Annotated in this window: 16 protein-coding genes; 2 read left to right on the top strand and 14 right to left on the bottom strand. The window is 74.5% G+C overall.

All coding sequences use genetic code 11. From position 1 onward, the window contains the following. Positions 1 to 26: 26 nt before the first annotated feature. The 9 genes from ACIP82_RS34085 to rimP form a co-directional block, all read right to left on the bottom strand. Positions 27 to 3,557, bottom strand: coding sequence for a serine protease (locus ACIP82_RS34085; protein ID WP_400659098.1), 3,531 nt, complete (start codon positions 3,555 to 3,557; stop codon positions 27 to 29). Positions 3,558 to 3,752: 195 nt separating this feature from the next. Beyond that, positions 3,753 to 4,676 carry a tRNA pseudouridine(55) synthase TruB gene (gene truB / locus ACIP82_RS34080; RefSeq protein WP_363611190.1) on the bottom strand — a complete coding sequence of 308 codons (924 nt, stop codon included), beginning with the start codon at positions 4,674 to 4,676 and terminating at the stop codon, positions 3,753 to 3,755. 50 nt (positions 4,677 to 4,726) lie between these two features. Then, the gene (locus ACIP82_RS34075; protein WP_400659096.1) at positions 4,727 to 5,833 is read right to left on the bottom strand and encodes a bifunctional oligoribonuclease/PAP phosphatase NrnA; all 1,107 of its coding nucleotides are present in this window, start codon (positions 5,831 to 5,833) and stop codon (positions 4,727 to 4,729) included. Positions 5,834 to 5,835: 2 nt separating this feature from the next. Continuing rightward, positions 5,836 to 6,279 carry a 30S ribosome-binding factor RbfA gene (rbfA, locus tag ACIP82_RS34070; protein ID WP_363611186.1) on the bottom strand — a complete coding sequence of 148 codons (444 nt, stop codon included), beginning with the start codon at positions 6,277 to 6,279 and terminating at the stop codon, positions 5,836 to 5,838. A 150-nt stretch (positions 6,280 to 6,429) separates the two neighbouring features. Next, positions 6,430 to 6,726, bottom strand: coding sequence for a DUF503 domain-containing protein (locus ACIP82_RS34065; RefSeq protein ID WP_363611184.1), 297 nt, complete (start codon positions 6,724 to 6,726; stop codon positions 6,430 to 6,432). A 149-nt stretch (positions 6,727 to 6,875) separates the two neighbouring features. Beyond that, a complete protein-coding gene (infB, locus tag ACIP82_RS34060; RefSeq protein ID WP_400659093.1) occupies positions 6,876 to 10,031 on the bottom strand; it encodes a translation initiation factor IF-2 in 3,156 nt (1,051 codons plus the stop codon). 247 nt (positions 10,032 to 10,278) lie between these two features. Then, positions 10,279 to 10,527, bottom strand: coding sequence for a YlxR family protein (locus tag ACIP82_RS34055; protein WP_400659091.1), 249 nt, complete (start codon positions 10,525 to 10,527; stop codon positions 10,279 to 10,281). 127 nt (positions 10,528 to 10,654) lie between these two features. Next, on the bottom strand, positions 10,655 to 11,668 hold the full coding sequence (gene nusA / locus ACIP82_RS34050) for a transcription termination factor NusA (RefSeq protein WP_363611178.1): 1,014 nt from the start codon (positions 11,666 to 11,668) through the stop codon (positions 10,655 to 10,657). A gap of 54 nt (positions 11,669 to 11,722) precedes the next feature. Next, positions 11,723 to 12,289, bottom strand: a complete 567-nt coding sequence (gene rimP / locus ACIP82_RS34045) for a ribosome maturation factor RimP (RefSeq protein WP_400659088.1) — start codon at positions 12,287 to 12,289, stop codon at positions 11,723 to 11,725. A 304-nt stretch (positions 12,290 to 12,593) separates the two neighbouring features. On the opposite strand from rimP, the gene ACIP82_RS34040 reads away from it, so the two are divergent. Together ACIP82_RS34040 and ACIP82_RS34035 are read left to right on the top strand one after the other, a co-directional pair. After that, on the top strand, positions 12,594 to 13,721 hold the full coding sequence (locus tag ACIP82_RS34040) for a ferritin-like domain-containing protein (protein WP_400659134.1): 1,128 nt from the start codon (positions 12,594 to 12,596) through the stop codon (positions 13,719 to 13,721). Between the two features lie 127 nt (positions 13,722 to 13,848). Next, entirely contained in the window at positions 13,849 to 14,772 is a 924-nt protein-coding gene (locus ACIP82_RS34035; protein ID WP_400659086.1) for an aminoglycoside phosphotransferase family protein, read from the top strand. On the opposite strand, the gene ACIP82_RS34030 is transcribed toward ACIP82_RS34035, so the two are convergent. The 5 genes from ACIP82_RS34030 to dxr form a co-directional block, all read right to left on the bottom strand. Continuing rightward, entirely contained in the window at positions 14,745 to 15,314 is a 570-nt protein-coding gene (locus ACIP82_RS34030; RefSeq protein WP_363611172.1) for a GNAT family N-acetyltransferase, read from the bottom strand. The two genes, ACIP82_RS34035 and ACIP82_RS34030, sit on opposite strands and share 28 nt — an antisense overlap. A gap of 43 nt (positions 15,315 to 15,357) precedes the next feature. Then, entirely contained in the window at positions 15,358 to 16,233 is an 876-nt protein-coding gene (locus tag ACIP82_RS34025; protein ID WP_363611238.1) for a GNAT family N-acetyltransferase, read from the bottom strand. 148 nt (positions 16,234 to 16,381) lie between these two features. After that, positions 16,382 to 17,542, bottom strand: a complete 1,161-nt coding sequence (gene ispG, locus ACIP82_RS34020; protein ID WP_363611170.1) for a flavodoxin-dependent (E)-4-hydroxy-3-methylbut-2-enyl-diphosphate synthase — start codon at positions 17,540 to 17,542, stop codon at positions 16,382 to 16,384. 129 nt (positions 17,543 to 17,671) lie between these two features. Continuing rightward, positions 17,672 to 18,976: a site-2 protease family protein gene (locus ACIP82_RS34015; RefSeq protein WP_363611168.1), complete on the bottom strand. Its 1,305-nt coding sequence runs from the start codon at positions 18,974 to 18,976 to the stop codon at positions 17,672 to 17,674. A 56-nt stretch (positions 18,977 to 19,032) separates the two neighbouring features. Further along, the gene (dxr, locus tag ACIP82_RS34010) at positions 19,033 to 20,262 is read right to left on the bottom strand and encodes a 1-deoxy-D-xylulose-5-phosphate reductoisomerase (protein WP_363611166.1); all 1,230 of its coding nucleotides are present in this window, start codon (positions 20,260 to 20,262) and stop codon (positions 19,033 to 19,035) included. Positions 20,263 to 20,279: the final 17 nt, after the last annotated feature.

Raw genomic sequence — 20,279 nt, 5'->3', positions numbered from 1 at the left:
CGCTCAAACGCTCAAAACCCGAACCCCTATAGCGTGCCATGCGCCTGCCCCTGGTTCGGCACCGGAATGCGGGTTGGGCGTACCGGCGGCTGTCCGGACCGCTGGGCGGTTGTGCGTTCGGCCTCGGCGGCGGCGTACCGCGGGTCACGGCCGGCCGCCACCAGGCCCCGCGTCCTGGCCGTCCGGGGCCCGCCGGGCGCGGCCGGGGCGCCGTCCGGCCACCGCGCCAGCAGCAGTGCGAAGGCCGCCGAGCGGCCGGCGCAGCGCACCAGCAGGTCGTCCGCCGCCGGCAGTGCGGCCGCCGCCCGGACCAGCACCGCCCGGGCCCGCTCCGGGCGCTCGGCCGCGCAGTGCTCGGCCAGCCGCTCCACGACGGCGGTCAGCACCACCGGGTCGCCCTCGGTGACCAGCAGGGTGTCCAGCAGTTCGCACCGCAGGGCGTCCGCGCCGGCCTCGGCGACGGGGGCCGACAGCACCTCCGCGAACGGCCGGCGGACGGCCGCCGCCGGAGCCGCCAGCGCGCTGCCGAGCAGCACCCGCAGCTCCAGCCGGGCGACCGGCCCGGCGGCGCCGCGCTCCAGCCGGCGGCCCAGGTAGTCCACCGCGATCGGCCCGGCCAGGGCCGGACGCTCCCTCAGCAGCCGGGCGGCCAGCTCGGCGCCCCGCCGGACGGCCAGCGGCGAGCGGGCGTCGGCCAGCACCCGCAGGGTTTCGGCGACCGCCGCGCCGGGCTCGGGCAGCCGGTCCGCGAGGGCGGCGAGGACGGCGTCCGGGTCGCTCTCCAGCGCCGGTGCCAGCGCCCGTGCGGTGAGAAAGGGGTCACCGCCGCTCCGGTAGCGGGCCAGGGCCGCCGGGAGGTGGGCGGCCCTGGTTCCGCCGTCCCGGACCAGCAGAGCGAGCGCGGCGCCGTGCAGGCCGGGCTCCTCCTCGCGGGCGAGCAGCGTCAGCGCGGTGAACCGCAGCAGCCGCTCCGCGGCGCCGTGCGCGTGCGGGGCGGCGCGCAGGGCGTGCACGGCGGCGGCGACGTGGCGGGCCGGGCGCCGGTCGTGGCTCCAGCGGTCCACCGCCCGGCAGAGCGCGGAGGGCTCCTCGGCGGCGAGGACGGTGAGCAGCGCGTCCGCCCTCGGGTGCGCGGCGTCGGCAAGGGCCTCCGTCAGATCGTCCAGCGCGAGGCTGCGGTGGGCGTACAGCAGGTCGTGGGCGAGGTCGGCGAGGGTGGTACCGGGGCGGGCGGGCAGGCCGTGCGGGTCGTCGAACCAGCCGCACAGGTGCGGGATCACGGCGGCCGGGTCGGTGCGCAGCCGGGCGGTCACCACGGCCAGGAACGGCTGCCCGGGTCCGTCCGCGGTGACCAGCCGGCGCAGCAGCTCCAGTTCGAGGCCGGCGGGCAGCCCGAGGCCGGTCCAGAACGCCGGGCCGAACCGGCCCAGGCCGTCCTCCGGCAGCCGTTCGAACCCGCCTGCGGCGGCGGCGTGTTCGGCGATCCGTCCGGCCAACTGGGCAAGCAGGGCGCGGTGTTCGGTGATGTCCGGGCTGGCCGCCAGCCCGGCTGCCAGCAACCGGCCCGCCCACCAGCCGGGTTCGCTGCCGGGCGGCCGGAGGTCCAGGGCCCGCCAGAGCCGGTGCAGCCAGGGGTCGAGGGCGGGCGCGCCCCAGGTCTCGGCCGGTCGCCGGAGCGCGGCCACCACCGGGCCGATCCGGTGCCGGGGGACGCCCGGGCCGCCGCCCGGCGGCCGGGTGTCCTCGGCCTCGCCCAGCAGCAGCCGCAGCGCCGCGTCCAGGTCCAGGTGCAGGCCCTGCAGCCAGTCGGACAGTTCGCCGTGCGCGAGCCGGTAGCCGGGACCGGCGGGCACGAACAGGCCCTCCGCCAGCACCGCCGTCGCCCAGCCGCCGGTGGTCGGGAACAGTTCCTCGAACGCCGCCCGGCCGAGGCCGCCCTGCTCCGCGCCGAGCATCCGCCGGGACGCCTCGTGCACCCGGCCGGCCACCGCCGCCGCCAGCCGCCGCACCCGGCCGTGCCCGGGGCCGGGCGGCCGGGCGCTGCCCCGCCGGTGGGCGCCCGGGCGGCGGAGGCCACCGTCCTCGGCGAGCCGCTGGGCCACCCGCAGGCAGCGCAGGTCGAGGTGGGCCGCGAACAGCTCGCCCCGGCGCACCGGCTGGCCGCGCAGGCCCTCCGCCCACAGCTCCCCGGCCAGCCGGACGGCCAGCGGGTGCCGGGCGTCCCCCGGGGAGAGCAGGCCGGGCGGCACCCCGTACCGCCGCCGCACCCGGTCGGCCGCCTCGGCGGGCAGCGGGCCCAGCGGGTGGACGGCCGGGGTGGCCGCCAACCCGCCCGAGGAATCCGGCACTTGGACGCCTGCCGGGACCGCCGCAAGCCGTTCCCAGGCCTCCTCCCCGCAGGCCGTCAGCAACCGCGCGCCGCAGGCCGTCAGCCACTCCCCCGCTGCCCGCAGCCAGGGGGCGCCGAGCGGGGCCGGGGCCTCCTCGGGACCGTCCAGAACCACCAGCAGCGGCCGCCCCGCCGCCGTGCAGAGCTCCGCCACGGCGGCCGGTCCCGGCGGCGGGGTGCCCAGCTCCGCCGCCGCCAGAGCCAGTGCGCGCTCCACCGCGTCGGCGAGTGAGGCGTCCTCGGCCCGCAGGTCGGCGCCGCGCAGCCAGAGCGTGGGCAGCGGGTGGGCGCCGTCGGCGCGGCGGACGGCGAGCGCGGCGAGTTCGGTGGTGCGGCCGCTGCCGGCCGGGCCGACCAGGGCGGTGACCGTCGCCGACGGCTCCTCCCCGGCCAGGCCGTCCGGACGGTCCACCCGGTCGGCGGCGAGGGCGGCCACCCGGCCCGGGCCGGCGCCGGCGGCCGCCAGCCGGGCGGCGGTCAGCCGCAGCACCCCGGCGAGGTTGAGCGCGGTGCCGTACGCCGGGACGCCGACCGCGTTCCGGGCCAGCGCCGCCAGCAGTTCCGGCGCGGGCTCCCCCGGCCCGCCGGTCGTGGGTACGGCCGGCAGCGCCCCGGCCCGGCCGGGGCCGCGCAGGGCGGGCGCGGCGAGGCCGACCACCGCGCCGCTGCGGGCGTCCAGCACCGGCGCCCCGGCCGGCACCAGCACGCCGTCGGCGGCCGGCACATCGAGCAGCAGTACCCCGCCGAGCAGGTGGAAGCCGCCCGGCCGGGCGTAGCCGGCGGCGGTGACCCCCAGGGCGTCGCAGCGCAGGGCCACCACCGTGTCGTCCCCGGTCAGCCCGGGCACCACCGGTTCGGGCCCGCCGCCCGCCGCCGCGACCGGCAGTGGCGGTACCGGCAGCCCGCCGACGGCGTCGGTGCGCAGCAGGGCGAGCCCGTGCCCGGGCAGCGGCAGGACGCTCTCCGGGCCGAGGACGCGGGTCTGGCCGCCGGGGGTGTGCAGGACGACCCGGTCGAGGCCCGCGACACTCTCGTGCGCGGTCAGGACGGTGCCCTGCGGGTCGACGACGAACCCCAGCCCGTGCAGCCGTCCGCCGAGGTCGCGGATCCGCAGCAGGTACCGCCCCGGATCGTCCGCCACCTCGTCGCCGTCCAGGAATCCCGGCATGCGCGCAGCCCTCCCCGCAGGGCCGGGCGGCCCGGGGGCGGACGCGTCACGGCGACCTGCTCGCCGCCGGGGAGCCTGCCCGCCGCAGGCGCGGCCCGACCGCGCCTGCGCCGTTCACCACCGGCGTTCACCTCGCGCGCTCCCCCGTGCGAGTGAACTTGGACGCGAATCCGCCTGCTGCGCGGCCCCGCCGGGTCAGCCCACGAAGACGGCGAGCGGCTTCGCCTGCCCGCCCTTCTCCTCCACCAGGGCCAGGAAGCGGTCGTCCGGCCCGAACACCGCGACCGGTCCGTCCACCCCCAGCCCGGGGGCCTTCAGCCGGGCACCGTGGGAGAGCAGCTCGGCCTGCTCGGCGTCGAGGTCCCAGCGCGGGAAGGCGGCCGCCGCGGCCGCGCCGATCGGCAGCACCTCCAGCCCCGTACCGCCGGTCACCCCTTCCTCCAACTGCTCCAGGGTCCGCGCCGACTCCACCCCGTACGGGCCGACCCTGGTGCGCCGCAGCGCGGTGAGGTGACCGCCGACGCCGAGCCCGGCGCCGAGATCGCGGGCCAGCGCCCGGATGTAGGTGCCGGAGGAGCACTCGACGGTGACGTCCAGGTCGACCACCGGCGTACCGTCCTCGGCGACGGCCGCCCGCCGCTCGTGCACGGTGAAGGAGTGGATCGTGGTCGGCCGGGCCGCCAGCTCGAACTCCTCGCCCTCGCGCACCCGCGCGTACGAACGCCTGCCGTCGATCTTGATCGCGCTGACCTTGGACGGCACCTGCATGATCTCGCCGGTGAGCGCGGCGATCCCGGCGTCGACGGCCTCCCCGGTCACACCGTCGGCCGGGACGGACGCGGTGACCTCGCCCTCCCGGTCGTCGGTGACGGTGGTCTGGCCGAGCCTGATGGTCGCCTCGTACGTCTTGGCGGTGAGCATCAGATGGCCGAGCAGCCGGGTGGCCCGCTCGACCCCGATGACCAGCACGCCGGTGGCCATCGGGTCCAGCGTGCCGGCGTGGCCGACCTTGCGGGTGCCGGCCAGCCACCGCAGTTTGGCGACCACCCCGTGCGAGGTGATGCCCTCCGGCTTGTCCACGATGACCAGGCCGTCGGGGCCGGTTCCCTTGCGCTTCATCTGTTCTTTTCTGTGAAGGCTCTACTGGAGGAAAGCTCTGCTGGAAGTGGTCAGCGGACGGGCCGCAGCGCGCCCCGGAACCGCTCGACCACGGCGGCCACGTCCTCCCGGGCGGTGAACCCGGCCGCGTAGGTGTGCCCGCCGCCGCCGAGCGCCGCGCAGGCGGCGGCGACGTCCACCGCGCCCTTGGAACGCGAGGAGCCGCGCAGCGTGCCGTCCGGGTCCTGCTTGAGCACCAGCGCCACCTCGGCCTCGGCCGGGCGTCGCAGGATGTCGATCAGGCCCTCGATCTCCTCGACGGTGACGCTGAAGAGCACCAGGTCCTGGTACGGCACCCAGGTCCACACCAGGCCCAGGCCGTCGGCCGCGTCGGGCTCGTAGACGGCCCGGTCGAGCGCGCCGGCGAGCACCTTGAGGTAGCCGAAGGAGGAGGTGTCCCACAGCTGCCGGGAGATCAGGTCGTGCCGGATCCCGGTGGCCAGCAGCCGGGCGGCGAATTCATGGGTGGCGGGCGTGGTGGCCCGGTACTTGAAGGAGCCGGTGTCGGTGGCGACGCCGGTGTAGAGGCAGGTGGCGAGGTCGTGGTCGAGCTCGACGCCGAGCCTGCCCAGCAGTTCGTCCACCAGGACGGCGGTGGCCGGCGCGGACGGGTCGATCAGCTGATGGGTACCGAAGCCGGGGTTCGAGGCGTGGTGGTCGATCACCACCAGCACGGGCGCGGCGAAGGCCTTGCCGTGCAGCAGCCCGAGCCGGCTCTCCGCGGCGACGTCGAAGCAGAGCACCAGCTCCGGGGTGTCGGGCACCTCGGAGGCCGGCACGATCAGCTCCTGGCCGGGCAGGAAGGCCAGCGACTCCGGCACGATCTGCGGGTCGTCGCCGAACGACACCCGCACCTCGTGACCGAGCCCGCGCAGCGCCAGGGCGGCCGCCAGGGCCGAGCCGAGCGCGTCACCGTCCGGGCAGATGTGGCAGATCAGGTCGATCGAGCGGGCCCGCCGGATCTCGGCGACCACCTGCTGCCAGACCAGCTCGAACCCGGGCGTCTCGGAGCGCGGCCCCGGAAGCACCGCGAGGGCACCCTCCACCGTGCTGGTGGATGACGCCCCCGTGGTTGCCGCTCCTGCCGCCGAACCGGCCTGCGCCGGCTCACCCGCCATGACTACTCGTCCTCGTCGTCACGCTCGGACGCCGGGACCTTGTACGGGTCCGCGCCGCCGGCGTAGGTCGCGCCCGCCGCGGTGGTGCGCACCGCGGCGTCGATGGCCCGGGCCCGGTCGAGCAGGTCGTCGATGTTCCGGGCGTTCTCCGGCAGGGCGTCCGCGACGAAGGTCAGCGACGGGGTGAAACGCACCCCGGTCTGCTTGCCGACCTCGGAGCGGAGCACGCCCTTGGCGCTCTCCAGCGCGGCGGCCGTGGCCTCGCGCTCGGTGTCGTCGCCGTAGACCGTGTAGAAGACGGTGGCCTCGCGCAGATCGCCGGTCACCCGGGTGTCAGTGATGGTCACGAACCCCAGCCGGGGGTCCTTGATCCGCCGTTCCAGGGTCTGGGCGACGACCACCTGGATGCGGTCGGCGAGCTTGCGCGCCCTTGCGGTGTCGGTCACGTTGCCTCCTCGTGCAGTGGGCCCGGTACCCGGGTGAGCTGCGCACCCGTCGGGGCCCACGCCCCAAAGTACCGGCCCGCGCCCAGCCTTGTGGGCGCTCTCGGTCCTGATCTGTGTGAGAACGGCGACTTCCGCCGCCGCGCACAGATCTCAGTCATCGTCGTCGCCGTGGTAGCGCCTCCTGGCGGAGAGCAACTGGACTTCGGGGCGGCCGGCGACCAACCGCTCACAGCTGTCCAGGATCTCGGTGACGTATCCGGCGTCGCCGGACACCACCGCCAGACCGATCTCGGCCCGGCGGTGCAGATCCTGGTTCCCGGTCTCGGCAGCGCACACGCTGTACTTGCGCTGCAGTTCGGCCACGATGGGCCGCACGATCGAACGCTTCTCCTTGAGCGAGTGGACGTCGCCCAGCAGCAGGTCGAAGGTGAGTGTTCCCACGAACATGTATGACAGGTCTCGCCGACCTGGAGGCCTCGGGGGCAGCCCTGAACCGGGCTGATACTGCTACATCTGACTACCCCGGACCCTACACAGCGAGACCGGGGCCGGTCGACGGAAATACCACCCGTCGACCGGCCCCGGCAGCCACTCGCCTACGCGCGCGGCTTCTCGCGCATCTCGTACGTCTCGATGACGTCGTCGACCTTGATGTCGTTGAACGACCCCAGGGTCACACCGGCCTCGAAGCCCTCGCGGACCTCGGTCGCGTCGTCCTTGAAGCGGCGCAGACCCTCGATGGTGAGGCTCTCCGCCACGACCTTGCCGTCGCGGATGAGGCGGGCCTTGGCGTTGCGGCGCAGCAGGCCCTCGCGGACCAGGACACCGGCGATGTTGCCGAACTTGGAGGAGCGGAACACCTCGCGGATCTCCGCGGAGCCGAGGCGCACCTCCTCGTACTCGGGCTTGAGCTTGCCCTTGAGGGCCGACTCGATCTCCTCGATCGCCTGGTAGATGACCGAGTAGTACCGGACGTCCACGCCTTCCTTGTCGGCCGCGGTACGCGCACGGCCTTCGGCGCGCACGTTGAAGCCGATGATGATGGCGTCCGAGCCCATCGCCAGGTCCACGTCGGACTCGGTGATGGCACCCACACCGCGGTGCAGGACCCGGAGTTCGACCTCCTCGCCCACGTCCAGCTTGACGAGGGCGTCCTCGAGGGCCTCGACCGAACCGGAGACGTCACCCTTGATGATGAGGTTGAGCTGCTCGATGGAGCCGGCGGCGATGGCCTTGTCCAGGTCCTCCAGGGACACCCGGACCCGACGCTGCGCGAAGGCGGCGTTGCGGTCGCGGGCCGAGCGCTTCTCGGCGATCTGACGGGCGGTGCGGTCCTCGTCGACGACGATGAAGCTGTCGCCGGCGCGGGGCACCGAGGTCAGACCGAGCAGCAGCACCGGACGGGACGGGCCCGCCTCGGCGAGGTTGTTGCCGTTCTCGTCGAGCATCGCGCGGACGCGGCCGTAGGCGTCGCCGACCACGATCGAGTCACCGACGCGGAGGGTACCGCGCTGCACGAGCACGGTCGCCATGGCGCCGCGGCCCTTGTCGAGGTGGGCTTCGATCGCAATACCCTGCGCGTCCTGGTCCGGGTTGGCCCGCAGGTCGAGCGAGGCATCGGCGGTCAGCACGACCGCCTCCAGCAGCTGGTCGATGTTCAGACCCTGGCGCGCGGAGATGTCGACGAACATGGTGTCGCCGCCGTACTCCTCGGCCACCAGACCGAACTCGGTCAGCTGACCGCGGACCTTGGTCGGGTCCGCGCCCTCGACGTCGATCTTGTTGACGGCGACCACGATCGGCACACCCGCGGCCTTGGCGTGGTTCAGCGCCTCGACCGTCTGCGGCATGACACCGTCGTTGGCCGCGACCACCAGGATCGCGATGTCGGTGGACTTGGCACCACGGGCACGCATGGCGGAGAACGCCTCGTGACCCGGGGTGTCGAGGAAGGTGATCGGACGCTCTTCGCCGTTGACGACGGTCGCGACCTGGTAGGCACCGATGTGCTGGGTGATGCCACCGGCCTCGCCGGCCACCACGTTGGACTTGCGGATGGCGTCCAGCAGGCGGGTCTTACCGTGGTCGACGTGACCCATGACGGTGACGACCGGCGGGCGCGGGGCCAGCTGGTCCTCGTCGCCCTCGTCGGCACCGAAGTCGATGTCGAACGACTCCAGCAGCTCGCGGTCCTCGTCGTCCCGGCTGACGATCTCCAGGATGAAGCCCATCTCGCCGGCCAGCAGCTCGAGGGTCGCGTCGGAGACCGACTGGGTCGCGGTGACCATCTCACCGAGGTTGAACATCACCGAGACGAGCGCGGCCGGGTTGGCGTTAATCTTCTCCGCGAAGTCCATCAGCGAGGCGCCGCTCGACAGGCGAACGGTCTGGCCGTTGCCGCGGGGCAGCATCACACCGCCGACGGACGGGGCCTGCATGGCCTCGTACTCCTGGCGCTTCGCCCGCTTCGACTTGCGACCGCGAGCCGGGCGACCGCCCGGGCCACGACCGAAGGCGCCCTGCGTGCCACCACGGGCACCCGGGCCGCCGGGACGGCCACTGAAGCCACCCGGACGCGGGCCGAAGCCACCGCCGCCACCCGGGGCACCGCCACCGGGACGCGGGCCGCCGAAGCCGCCACCGGCCGGACGCGAGCCCGGACCGGCCGGACGGCCGGCGAAGCCGGGACGGGCACCGCCCGGAGCACCCGGACGGCCGCCGGGGCCACCCGGACCACGGCCGCCGGGGCCGGGACGCGGGCCCGGAGCCGGACGCTGCGGCATCATGCCCGGGTTCGGGCGCGGCATGCCGGACGGGGTCGGGCCACCGGGGCGCGGACCGGCCGGACGGGGCATGCCGTCGGGACGCGGGGCACCACCGGGACGGGGGGCACCGGCGCCGGGGGCACCGGCCGGACGCGGACGGTCGCCACCCGGACGGGGGGCACCGGCACCGGGGGCACCGGCCGGACGCGGACGGTCACCGCCCGGACGCGGACGGTCGCCACCCTGCGCGCCGGGGGCACCGGCCGGACGCGGACGGTCGCCACCCGGACGCGCCGGACGGTCGCCGCCCTGCGCACCCGGGGCACCCGGGCGGGCACCGGGCGCACCCTGACGACGCTCGCCGGGGCGGGCCATACCGGTGGCACTGCCCGAGGTGAACGGGTTGTTGCCCGGACGCGGACCGGCCGGACGCGGGCCCGGACGGGCGCCACCGGCGGCAGGACCGGCCGCCGGACGCGGGGCCTGGGCGGCCGGACGCGCGGCGGGGGCGTCGCCGGCCGGAGCCGGCGAGGAGAACTCGGCCGCCGGAGCAGCCGGGGCCGCGGGCGCGGCAGCGGCGGGGCGAGCCGCCGGGCGCGGGCCCGGGGTCGGCGCCGCGGCGGGACGCGGGGTCGCGGCGGGCGCGGCCGGGGCGGCGGGAGCCGCGGCGGCCGGGGTGGGACGGGGGCCCGGGGTCGCGGCAGGGCGCGGACCCGGGGTCGGGGCACCCGGCTTGGGTGCGGCCGCGCCGGCGGCGGAGCCACCGGCGGGCTGGGGCGCCGCGGGCTTGCGCGGGCCCGGCTTGGCAGCGGAACCGCCACCGGTGGGGGCCACTCCCAGCGCGTCAGTCAACTTGCGTACGACCGGCGCCTCGATCGTCGAGGACGCCGAACGGACAAACTCGCCGAGCTCGGTGAGCTTGGCCATGACGGCCTTGCTCTCCAAGCCAAGCTCCTTGGCGAGTTCGTAAACCCGGACCTTAGCCACTTCACTCCTGTCTATGAGTCCGGGGTGTCTCGTCCGCCGGACCGTCGCTACTTCATGGGCGTACCCATCGCGTACTCATCGCGTACTCATCGAGTGCTCATCGCAATCTCGACCTACTTCCACATCGCGAGGTACCTGACTGGTGGCACGGCGCGCGGCTGCCCGAGCGCTGTGCTTGTTGCGGTGGTTCTCCGCCGCAGAGCGGCGGCCGTAGCGGAAGGTGCCCACCGGGCGGGCCTGAGTGGACTCAGGGCCCCGGGGTGTCGCCTGCCCGCTCCTCGATGTACTCGCGGAGCCGCTCCGTGTCGAGCGTGCCCTGGAGCCGGAAGGCCCGGGGGAACGCCCGACGGCGGACCGCGAGGTCGAGGCAGGCCGGTTCGGGGTGCAGGTACGCGCCCCGGCCCGGCAGTGCGCCACGGGGGTCGGGGACGCAGACGCCCTCAACCGCCGTGACACGCAACAGCTGGTGCTTGGCCGCTCGCTTGCGGCAGCCCACGCAGGTGCGTTCCGGGCGTGCTCGGACATGCGTCCGGCCAGACGAAGGCAAGTCTACCCCTCCGAAGGGACATGGCGCCGCCCCGCCGATCCGGGAAGGACCGGCGGGGGGCCTGTGACGACGCTGACTACTGGTCCGAGGATTCCCGGCCGCCGTTCTCCGGCTGCCCCTCGGTGTCCGGGCGGATGTCGATCCGCCAGCCGGTGAGGCGGGCGGCCAGGCGGGCGTTCTGCCCCTCCTTGCCGATCGCCAGCGACAGCTGGTAGTCCGGCACGATCACCCGTGCGGAGCGCTGGGCGAAGTCGACGATCTCCACACTGGTCACCCGTGCGGGGGACAGCGCGGCGGCGACCATCTCCCGCGGGTCCTCCGACCAGTCCACGATGTCGATCTTCTCGCCGTGCAGCTCGCCCATCACCGCGCGCACCCGGCTGCCCATCGGGCCGATGCAGGCGCCCTTGGCGTTCAGCCCGGCCCGGCGCGACCAGACCGCGATCTTGGTGCGGTGACCGGCCTCACGGGCGATCGCCGCGATCTCCACGCTGCCGTCCGCGATCTCCGGGACCTCCAGCGCGAACAGCTTCTTCACCAGGCTGGGGTGGGTGCGCGAGAGCGTCACCGAGGCGCCGCGGACACCGCGCCGCACCGCCACCACGTAGCACTTCAGACGGGTGCCGTGCCGGTAGTCCTCGCCCGGGACCTGCTCCTGCGGCGGCAGGATGGCCTCCAGCTTGCCGATGTCCACCAGCACGTTCTTCGGGTCGTTGCCCTGCTGGACGACACCGGTGACGATGTCGCCCTCCTTGCCCGCGTACTCGCCGAACGTCTGGTCGTCGGCGGCGTCGCGCAGACGCTGCATCATCACCTGGATGCCGATGCTGGACGCGATCCGGCCGAAGCCGCTCGGGGTGTCGTCGAACTCCTTCGGCTCGACGCCCTCCTCCAGCTCGGCCGGGTCCTCGGTCGCCCACACGGTGACATGGCCCGACTTGCGGTCCAGCTCGACCCGGGCGCGGCGGCGCGAGCCCTCGGTGCGGTGGTACGCGGTGAGGAGGGCGGACTCGATGGACTCGACCAGCAGGTCGAAGGGGATGTTCTTCTCGTTAACCAGCGTGCGCAGGGCGCTCATGTCGATGTCCACGGCTACGCCTCCTCGTCTTTCGTCACGTACATGGTGCGGTCGGTGCGCAGGTCGTCACTCCGCACCGTCGTCCCCCTCCTCGGGGGCGTCGTCGTCCGCCGAGGCGTCCGCGAAGTCCTCGGCCTCGTCGAGGAGCTGCTCGTCCTTGCGGTTGAACTCCACCTGGACGCGGGCCCGCGCCACCTCGGCGTACTCCAGACGGCGCTCCTTGGCCCGGCCCCGGCCCTTCACCGGCTGGACCTCGACCAGCGCGCCGTCCTCGTCCGCCTCCAGCACCCGGGCGACGATCTCGCCGCCGTCGGACAGGTGGATCCTGGCCAGCCGGCCCTCGGCCCGGCGCCAGTGGCGGGGCTCGGTGAGCGGACGCTCCGCGCCCGGCGAACCGACCTCCAGCACATACGCGCCGGAGCCCATCACGTCGGACTCGTCCAGGGCCTCGCCGACCACGCGGCTGAACTCGGCGATGGCGTCCAGGTCCACGCCGCCGTCGGCGTCCACGTCGATCTGCACCTGGCGGCGGCTGCCCGTCTGGGTGACCTTGACGTCCTCCAGGTCCAGGCCCGACTGAGCGGCCAGCGGCTCCAGCAACGCGCGCAGCCGGTCGGTGTGGGTGGTGCTCATCCGGGTGGACTCCTCGGCCGCGTCTGCTGTTGTCAGAAGGTCGCTCCGCGTCCCCTGGCGCCGGTCGGGCGCAGACCGGGTCGCGGCAGCTCGGCCCAAAGCCTATCCGGTGAAGCCGCCAACCACCGATTCCGGGCAGCGCACGGCCGCCCGCGCGACACCCACTGCGAGCAAGGTCACACCGGCGGGCCGGGACGCGGTGTGATCGAATCCGTGCCCGGCTACGTGAGGATTCTGTAATCATTCACGCCAACGAGGGCAGGCGGGCAGGCCGTCCTCCCGTACACGCCCCGGAGTGACGACGATGCAGCCGCCCAGCCGACGGACCTTCCTGGCCCTTGGGCTGCTCCTCACCGCGGGCGGCGCGCTCACCGCCTGCACCGGCTCCCACGACGGCGACGGCGGCGGGCCAGGCGACCGCCGCCGCCCCGACCCGGACGAGCCGGTCCGGCTGCGCGCCGTCACCGACACCGACACCCTGCTCGCCGGGTACGACGCCCTGCTGGCCGGTCCGGGTGCCGGGCAGGCCGCGCAGCTCCAGCCGCTGCGGGCCGAGGTGGTCCAGCACCGGGCCGCGCTGGCCGCCGGGCTGCCGACGGCTTCGGTCTCCCCCGGTACCGCCGCCTCCTCCGCGTCCGCGTCCCTGTCGCTGTCCCCGTCCACGGCACCGACCTCGGCCGTCGGTACCGAGGCCGCGCTCGCCTCGCTCGAACGGCAGACCGCGCAGGCCCGGCTCGCCGACCTCGGCGCCGCCTCGCCCCAGCTGGCCCGGCTGCTCGCCTCCGTCTCCGCCGCCGGGGTCCTGCACGCCGTCGCCCTCGGCGACGACGCCCCGCCGACCACCCCGGCCCCGCCACCGCCCGTACCGTCCGCCGCTCCCACCACCGCCCCGTCCTCCTCCTCGCCCTCCCCGTCGGGGCCGGCCTCGCCCCCGGCGGCCGCCAGTGGGGCGGGGCTGAGCCCGGAGGCCGTCACCGCCCTCCAGCGCGCGCTGAGCTCCGAACACGCCGCCGTCTACGGCTACGGCGTGGTCGGCGCCCGGCTCCCCGACGACCAGCAGCGCGCCGACGCCCGGACCGCCCTGGCCGCCCACCAGGCCCGGCGGGACGCCTGGCAGCGGGTGCTCGGCGGGGTCGGCGTCACCCCGAGCGCCGCGGCCGCCGGGTACCAGCTGCCGTTCGCCGTCACCGACGCGGCGGGCGCGGGCCGGCTCGCCGCCCATATCGAGACCCGCCTCGCGGCCGTCTACGCCGACCTGGTCGCCGCCACCACCGGCCCCCAGCGCGCCACCGCCGCCGACTCCCTGCGCGACAGCGCCCTGCGTGCCCGGCGCTGGGGCGCCGCCGCCACCCCCTTCCCCGGCCTCCCCGACCCGGCCGTCCCCACCCCCGGCACCGCCGGCCCCGGCACGACCCCGACACCGACCGCCTGACCTGCGGTCCCGCCGCCCGCCGGGCTTCCCCCGCTCATCCCCTTCGCGTCGCTGACCTGCGGTTTCGCAGATATGGCCGACAATGGACGGGTAGTACCACGGGGGAAGCGCCAACCGGAAGGCCAGCATGTCGGCAGCACCAGGGCAGATCACCGTCCCCGCCTGGCTGACGCACAGCGTCGGCGAGGGCGAGGGTGAAGCGGGGCGGCGCTGGCTGGCCGGGCTGCCCGCGCACGTGGCCACCCATCTGGCCCGCTGGAACCTCACCCTGGAGCGGGTGCTCGACCCCGGGGGCGCGCTGAGCCTGATCGGGTACGTCCGACGCGACGACCTCACCCCCGCCGTCCTCAAGGCCGGCCTGCTCACCCCGGAGACCGCCCAGGAGCACGCCGCCCTCACCCACTGGGCCGGCCGCGGCGCCGTCCTGCTGCTGGACGCCGACCCCGCCGAGGGGATGCTGCTGCTGGAGCGGCTGCACGGCGAGATCCCGCTGCGCTCGCTGGCCGAGCCGAAGGCGATGCTGGAGGCCACCAGCCTGCTGCGCCGGCTCTGGACGCCGGCGCCCAAGAGCCACCCCTACCAGAGCCTGGCCGGCCGGGTGGCCGTCGGCTCCGACGGCCTGCGCCGCCACCGCGAACTGCCCGGCGCGGCCGAGGCCGCCGCCCTGGTGGCCGAGGCCCTGGAGACCGCCGAGGGACTGCTCGCCTCCACCGACGAGATGTTCCTGCTGCACGGCGACTTCCACCACGGCAATGTGCTCGCCGCCGACCGCGCGCCCTGGCTGGCGATCGATCCCCGCCCACTGGTCGGCGAACGCGCCTACGACCTGGCCCGGCTGGCCCTGGACCGGGCGGACACCCTGATCGGCTCCCCGGGCGCGGCCGCCGCGGCCCGCCGCCGGCTGCGTCAGCTCTCCGACGCCCTGGAGGTGGAACAGGACCGGCTGCGCGGCTGGACGCTGTTCCGCGCGGCCGACCTCGGCCTGCGCGCCCTGGCGGCGGGCCGCCGGGAGGACGCCGAGCTCTACCTGGAGTTCGCCGGAGTGCTCTGACCCGGCCCGCGCAACGGCAGCGGGGCGCCCATCACCGCGTACAGGCGGTCGGTGTTCGGGAAGTGCACCGCGCGGGCGAGGTCCCGGTAGCCGAGCGAGCGGTAGAGGCGGCGGGCGGGCGTCTCGGCGTCGATCGCGGAGAGGATGCTGCGCGGCCGCCCGGACCGCTCGCAGAGCGTCCGGATCAGACCGGAGCCGATCCCCTGCCCCTGGAACTCGGGCAGCACGTGCAGTTCGGTGACCGCGAAGACGTCGTCCAGCCAGTCGCCGTACCCGCGCGCCTCCAGGTAGGGCTCGATCACGCTGCTCCACCAGTGCTCGCGGTGGTTGGGCATCCCGTACCCGAAGCCGACCAGCCGGCCGCCGCTCAGCGCGCCGAGCGCGATCACCCCGGGCTGCTGGGCGTGCCGCCCGACGATGTGCAGCCGTACCGCGACCTCCTCGGGCGTCAGCCCGAACGCCACCGCCTGGACATCGAGGGCCTGCGGCGCCCACGTCGCAAGGTCGATGGCCTCGATCGTCACCCCGGTCAGCTGATCCATGCCCCGGACGTTACTACCCGTCCGGCCCGCCCGCGGGCGGAGGTCAGAACAGGACGCTCATGAAGGCGCCGACCTCGCGGAAGCCCACCCGCCGATAGGCCGCCCGGGCCCGCAGGTTGTAGTCGTTGACGTACAGCGAGACCACCGGGGCGACCTCGCGCAGGGCGATGTCCAGCACGGCCGCCATGCCCGTCTCGGACAGGCCCTGACCGCGGTACTCGGGGGCCACCCAGACGCCCTGGATCTGGCAGGCGCCCTCCGTGACGGCCCCGACCTCGGCCTTGAACACCACCCGGCCGTCCTCGGTGATCCGGGCGAACGAGCGCCCGGCGGAGACGAGTTCGGCGATCCGGGCCTGGTAGAGCAGCCCGCCGTCGCCGGCCAGCGGGGAGACCCCGACCTCCTCGGTGAACATCGCCACACAGGCCGGCATCAGCGTCTCGATCTCGTTCCGCCGCACCCGCCGCACCAGCGGGTCGGGGTCGATCTCGGCCGACGGCACCGCGGTGGCGAGCAGTGGCTGGTGGGCCCGGATCTCGCGGGGCGGGCCCCAACTGCGTTCCAGCAGTGCCCAGAGGGCGGCGGTGGGCCCGGCCGGGCCCACGATCGAGGAGCAGCGGCGGCCCTGCCGGCGGGCGCGTTCGGCGAAGGCCTGGACGGCCTGCGGCCCGGCGTTCACCAGGACCAGGTTGGCCCCGGCGTAGCAGAGCGCGTCCAGCTCACCGCGCTCGTCGTACCAGCCCCACATCTCGCCGCCGAGCCGCCAGGGATCGAGACCGACCGCCTCGACCCGGGTGGCGACGAAGGCGTTGGCGACCGGGTCCCGGCGGAGCACCTCCAGGGTGTCCGCGAGGTCGGGTGCCTCCAGGACGCGGGTGGTCGCCAGGGCCCGGGCGGCCTGGAACGAGCTGGGGAGCATCGCACCTCGATCGAGCATCGAGACAGCACCTCACTAGACGACTCTGGCCGCACCCTATCCCGTGGCCCCACCCGGCTACGGCCGCGGGGCCGTCCGCGCACGGACGGCCCCGCCTTCGGAAAACACCGCGATCAAACCACCCGCGTGGTCACTCGCCCGCGACGACGGTCGGAGCACCCGCCTCGACGCCGTCGGCCTGCATCTGCTCGGCGAGCTTGAGAGCCTCCTCGATCAGCGTCTCGACGATCTTCGACTCGGGGACGGTCTTGATGACCTCGCCCTTGACGAAGATCTGGCCCTTGCCGTTGCCCGAGGCGACCCCGAGGTCGGCCTCACGGGCCTCGCCGGGACCGTTGACGACGCAGCCCATGACCGCGACGCGCAGCGGCACCTCCATGCCCTCCAGGCCGGCGGTGACCTCCTCGGCGAGCTTGTAGACGTCGACCTGGGCGCGGCCGCAGGACGGGCAGGAGACGATCTCCAGGCCGCGCTGACGCAGGCCGAGGGACTCCAGGATCTGGTTGCCGACCTTGATCTCCTCGGCCGGCGGGGCCGAGAGCGAGACCCGGATGGTGTCGCCGATGCCCTCGGCGAGCAGCGCGCCGAAGGCGACCGCGGACTTGATGGTGCCCTGGAAGGACGGACCGGCCTCGGTCACGCCGAGGTGCAGCGGGTAGTCGCAGGCGGCGGCGAGCTGACGGTAGGCGTTGATCATCACGACCGGGTCGTTGTGCTTGACCGAGATCTTGATGTCGCGGAAGTCGTGCTCCTCGAACAGCGAGCACTCCCAGAGCGCGGACTCCACCAGCGCCTCGGGGGTGGCCCGGCCGTACTTCTCCAGCAGGCGCTTGTCGAGCGAGCCCGCGTTGACGCCGATCCGGATCGGCGTCCCGGCGGCCCTGGCGGCCTTGGCGATCTCGCCGACCTTGTCGTCGAAGGCCTTGATGTTGCCCGGGTTCACGCGGACCGCGGCGCAGCCGGCGTCGATCGCGGCGAAGACGTACTTCGGCTGGAAGTGGATGTCGGCGATGACCGGGATCTGGGACTTCTTCGCGATGATCGGCAGCGCGTCCGCGTCGTCCTGGGAGGGGACGGCGACCCGCACGATCTGACAGCCGGAGGCGGTCAGCTGCGCGATCTGCTGCAGCGTGGCGTTGATGTCCGAGGTCACCGTGGTGGTCATGGACTGCACCGACACGGGGGCGTCGCCGCCGACCGGTACGTTGCCGACCATGATCTGCCGGGAGACACGGCGCCGGGCGAGCGGCTTGAGCGGCAGGGACGGAATACCGAGCGAGATCGCGGTCATGTGCGCAGGGTTCCCCGGGGTTGAGGTCGTCGGTCCGGCGGGTAGGGACAGCCGGGCCGGGCACGCCGATGTCCGCGTACCCGGCCTCCAACGGTACGGCACCCGGCCGGGGCCGGGCACACCCGCCGGCTAGCTGATCTTGACCGGGTTGACCAGGTCGGCGACCAGCACCAGCAGGGTGAAGCCGATGAAGACGCTGGCCACCACGTACGCCAGCGGCATCAGCCGGGCGACGTCGAAGGGGCCCGGGTCCGGCCGCTTGAACAGACGCGCGGTGCGCCGGCGGATCGACTCCCAGACCGCGCCGGCGATGTGACCGCCGTCCAGCGGCAGCAGCGGCAGCATGTTGAACAGGAAGAGCGACAGGTTGATGCCGGCCAGCAGGTTCACGAAGGTGGCGATCCGCTGGCTGCCGGGGATCTCGAGCGAGAAGACCTCGCCGCTGACCCGGGCCGCGCCGACCATGCCGATCGGCGAGTCGGCGTCCCGCGGGGTGCCGTCCACCACCGAATGCCAGAGGCCCGGGATCTTGCCGGGCAGGGCGACCAGCGACTTCACCCCGCCCTCGGCCATGTCGTACATCCGGTCGAGAGACTGGCCGAAGCCCAGCCGGACGACCCCGCTGCTCGGCGTGAAGCCGAGGAACCCGGCCTGCACGGTCTGGCCCTTGAGCGGGATGTTGTTGGCGTCGTACTTCTGGACGTCGTTGACGGCGATGGTCGGGGTGAGGGTGAGCTGCTGCCCGCCGCGCTCCACCACGATCGGCACGGTCTTCCCGGCCGACCTGCGGATGTCCGCCTGGAGCTGGTCGTAGCTGCCGATCCGGTCCCCGTCGAAGGAGAGGACCTTGTCCCCCGGCTTCAGCCCGGCCTTGAACGCCGGGGCCGGCAGGGCGTCCGCGGGACACTCGTCGGTGGGCTGGCCGGCCTTGACGACGCACTCCGAGACGGTGCGGATGGTGGGCACCGCCATCGTGACGCCGAAGCCCATCATCACCGTCAGGAACAGCCCGAAAGCCAGGATCAGGTTCATGAACGGGCCCGCGAACATCACGATGACGCGCTTCCACGGCTTGCGGGTGTAGAAGAGCCGCTGCTCGTCACCCTCCTGGAGCTCCTCGTAGGAGGCCTCCCGGGCGTCCTCGATCATCGTCCGCCAGGGCGAGCTGCTGCGCTGGGTGATCCGCCCGTCCTCGCCGGGCGGGAACATCCCGATCATGCGGATGTACCCGCCCAGCGGGATCGCCTTGATGCCGTACTCGGTGTCACCCCTGCGCCGGGACCAGATGGTCGGGCCGAAGCCGACCATGTACTGCGGCACCCTGATGCCGAACAGCTTCGCCGTCGAGAGGTGGCCGAGCTCGTGCCAGGCGATCGAGAAGAGCAGCCCGACCGCGAAGACCAGGATGCCGACCACCGTCAAAACCGTTGCCACCGCTGGTCCTCCGTCATGCCGCTCCGCTCGTCGTCGTCAGGGGTCGTGCGCCGTCGTCAGCCGGCCGCCAGCTCGCGGGCCCGGGCGCGGGCCCAGTCCTCCGCGTGCAGGACGTCCTCGACGGTCGGAGAAGTTCCCGACGCCGGGGTGCCGTGTTCGGCCACGACCTTGGCAACAGTGTCCACGATTCCCGTGAAAGCGAGGCGGCCGTTCAGGAACGCGTCCACGCACTCCTCGTTGGCGGCGTTGAAAACGGCCGGCACGGTACCGCCCAGCGAGCCCACCTCGCGGGCCAGCTCCACCGCCGGGAAGGCCTCGTTGTCCAGCGGGAAGAACTCCCAGGTGGCGGCCTTGGTCCAGTCGCAGCCCGGCGCCGCGTCCGGCACCCGGTCCGGCCAGCCCAGCCCCAGCGCGATCGGCATCCGCATGTCCGGCGGACTGGCCTGCGCCAGGGTGGAACCGTCGGTGAACTCCACCATCGAGTGCACCACCGACTGCGGATGGACCACGACCTCGATCCGGTCGAACGGCACGTCGTACAGCAGGTGCGCCTCGATCACCTCCAGCCCCTTGTTCACCAGGGTGGCCGAGTTGACCGTGACCACCGGGCCCATCGCCCAGGTCGGGTGCGCCAGCGCGTCCGCCGGGGTGACGCCCGCCAGCTGCTCGCGGGTCCGCCGGCGGAACGGGCCGCCGCTCGCGGTGACCACCAGCTTGCGGACCTCGGCCCGGGTACCGCCGGCCAGCACCTGGAACAGCGCGGCGTGCTCCGAGTCCACCGGCACGATCTGCCCCGGCTTCGCCACCGCCTTCACCAGCGGGCCGCCGACGATCAGCGACTCCTTGTTGGCCAGCACCAGCACCCGGCCCGCCGCCAGGGCGGCCAGCGTGGGACGCAGCCCGATCGAGCCGGTGATGCCGTTCAGCACCGAGTGGCACTCCATCCCGGCCAGCTCGGTCGCCGCGTCCGGACCGGCCAGCACGGCGGGCAGCGCACGGCCGCCGGCCCTGGCGGCCAGCGCCTCGCGCAGCGCCGGCTCGGCGGCCGGGTCGGCGACCGCCACCGTGTGCACGCCCAGCCGCAGGGCCTGCTCGGCGAGCAGCTCCACCCGGCCGCCGGCCGCCGACAGGGCGACCACGGAGAAACGGTCCGGGTTGCGGAGCACCACGTCGATGGCCTGGGTGCCGATCGACCCGGTGGAACCGAGGATCACCAGCTCCCGGGGAGCGGACGGGTCCTGCACGGTCGGCGTGAAACGCAGCTGCGGGTGGGCAAGCGAAGTCATGCGCCCATTGTGTCCTG

Origin of the sequence: Kitasatospora sp. NPDC088548 (genome assembly GCF_044753005.1) — a bacterium.
Taxonomy (GTDB): domain Bacteria; phylum Actinomycetota; class Actinomycetes; order Streptomycetales; family Streptomycetaceae; genus Kitasatospora.
The sequence above is the reverse complement of the archived record's forward strand: the minus strand, read 5'-3'. Positions and strand labels throughout refer to the sequence as shown.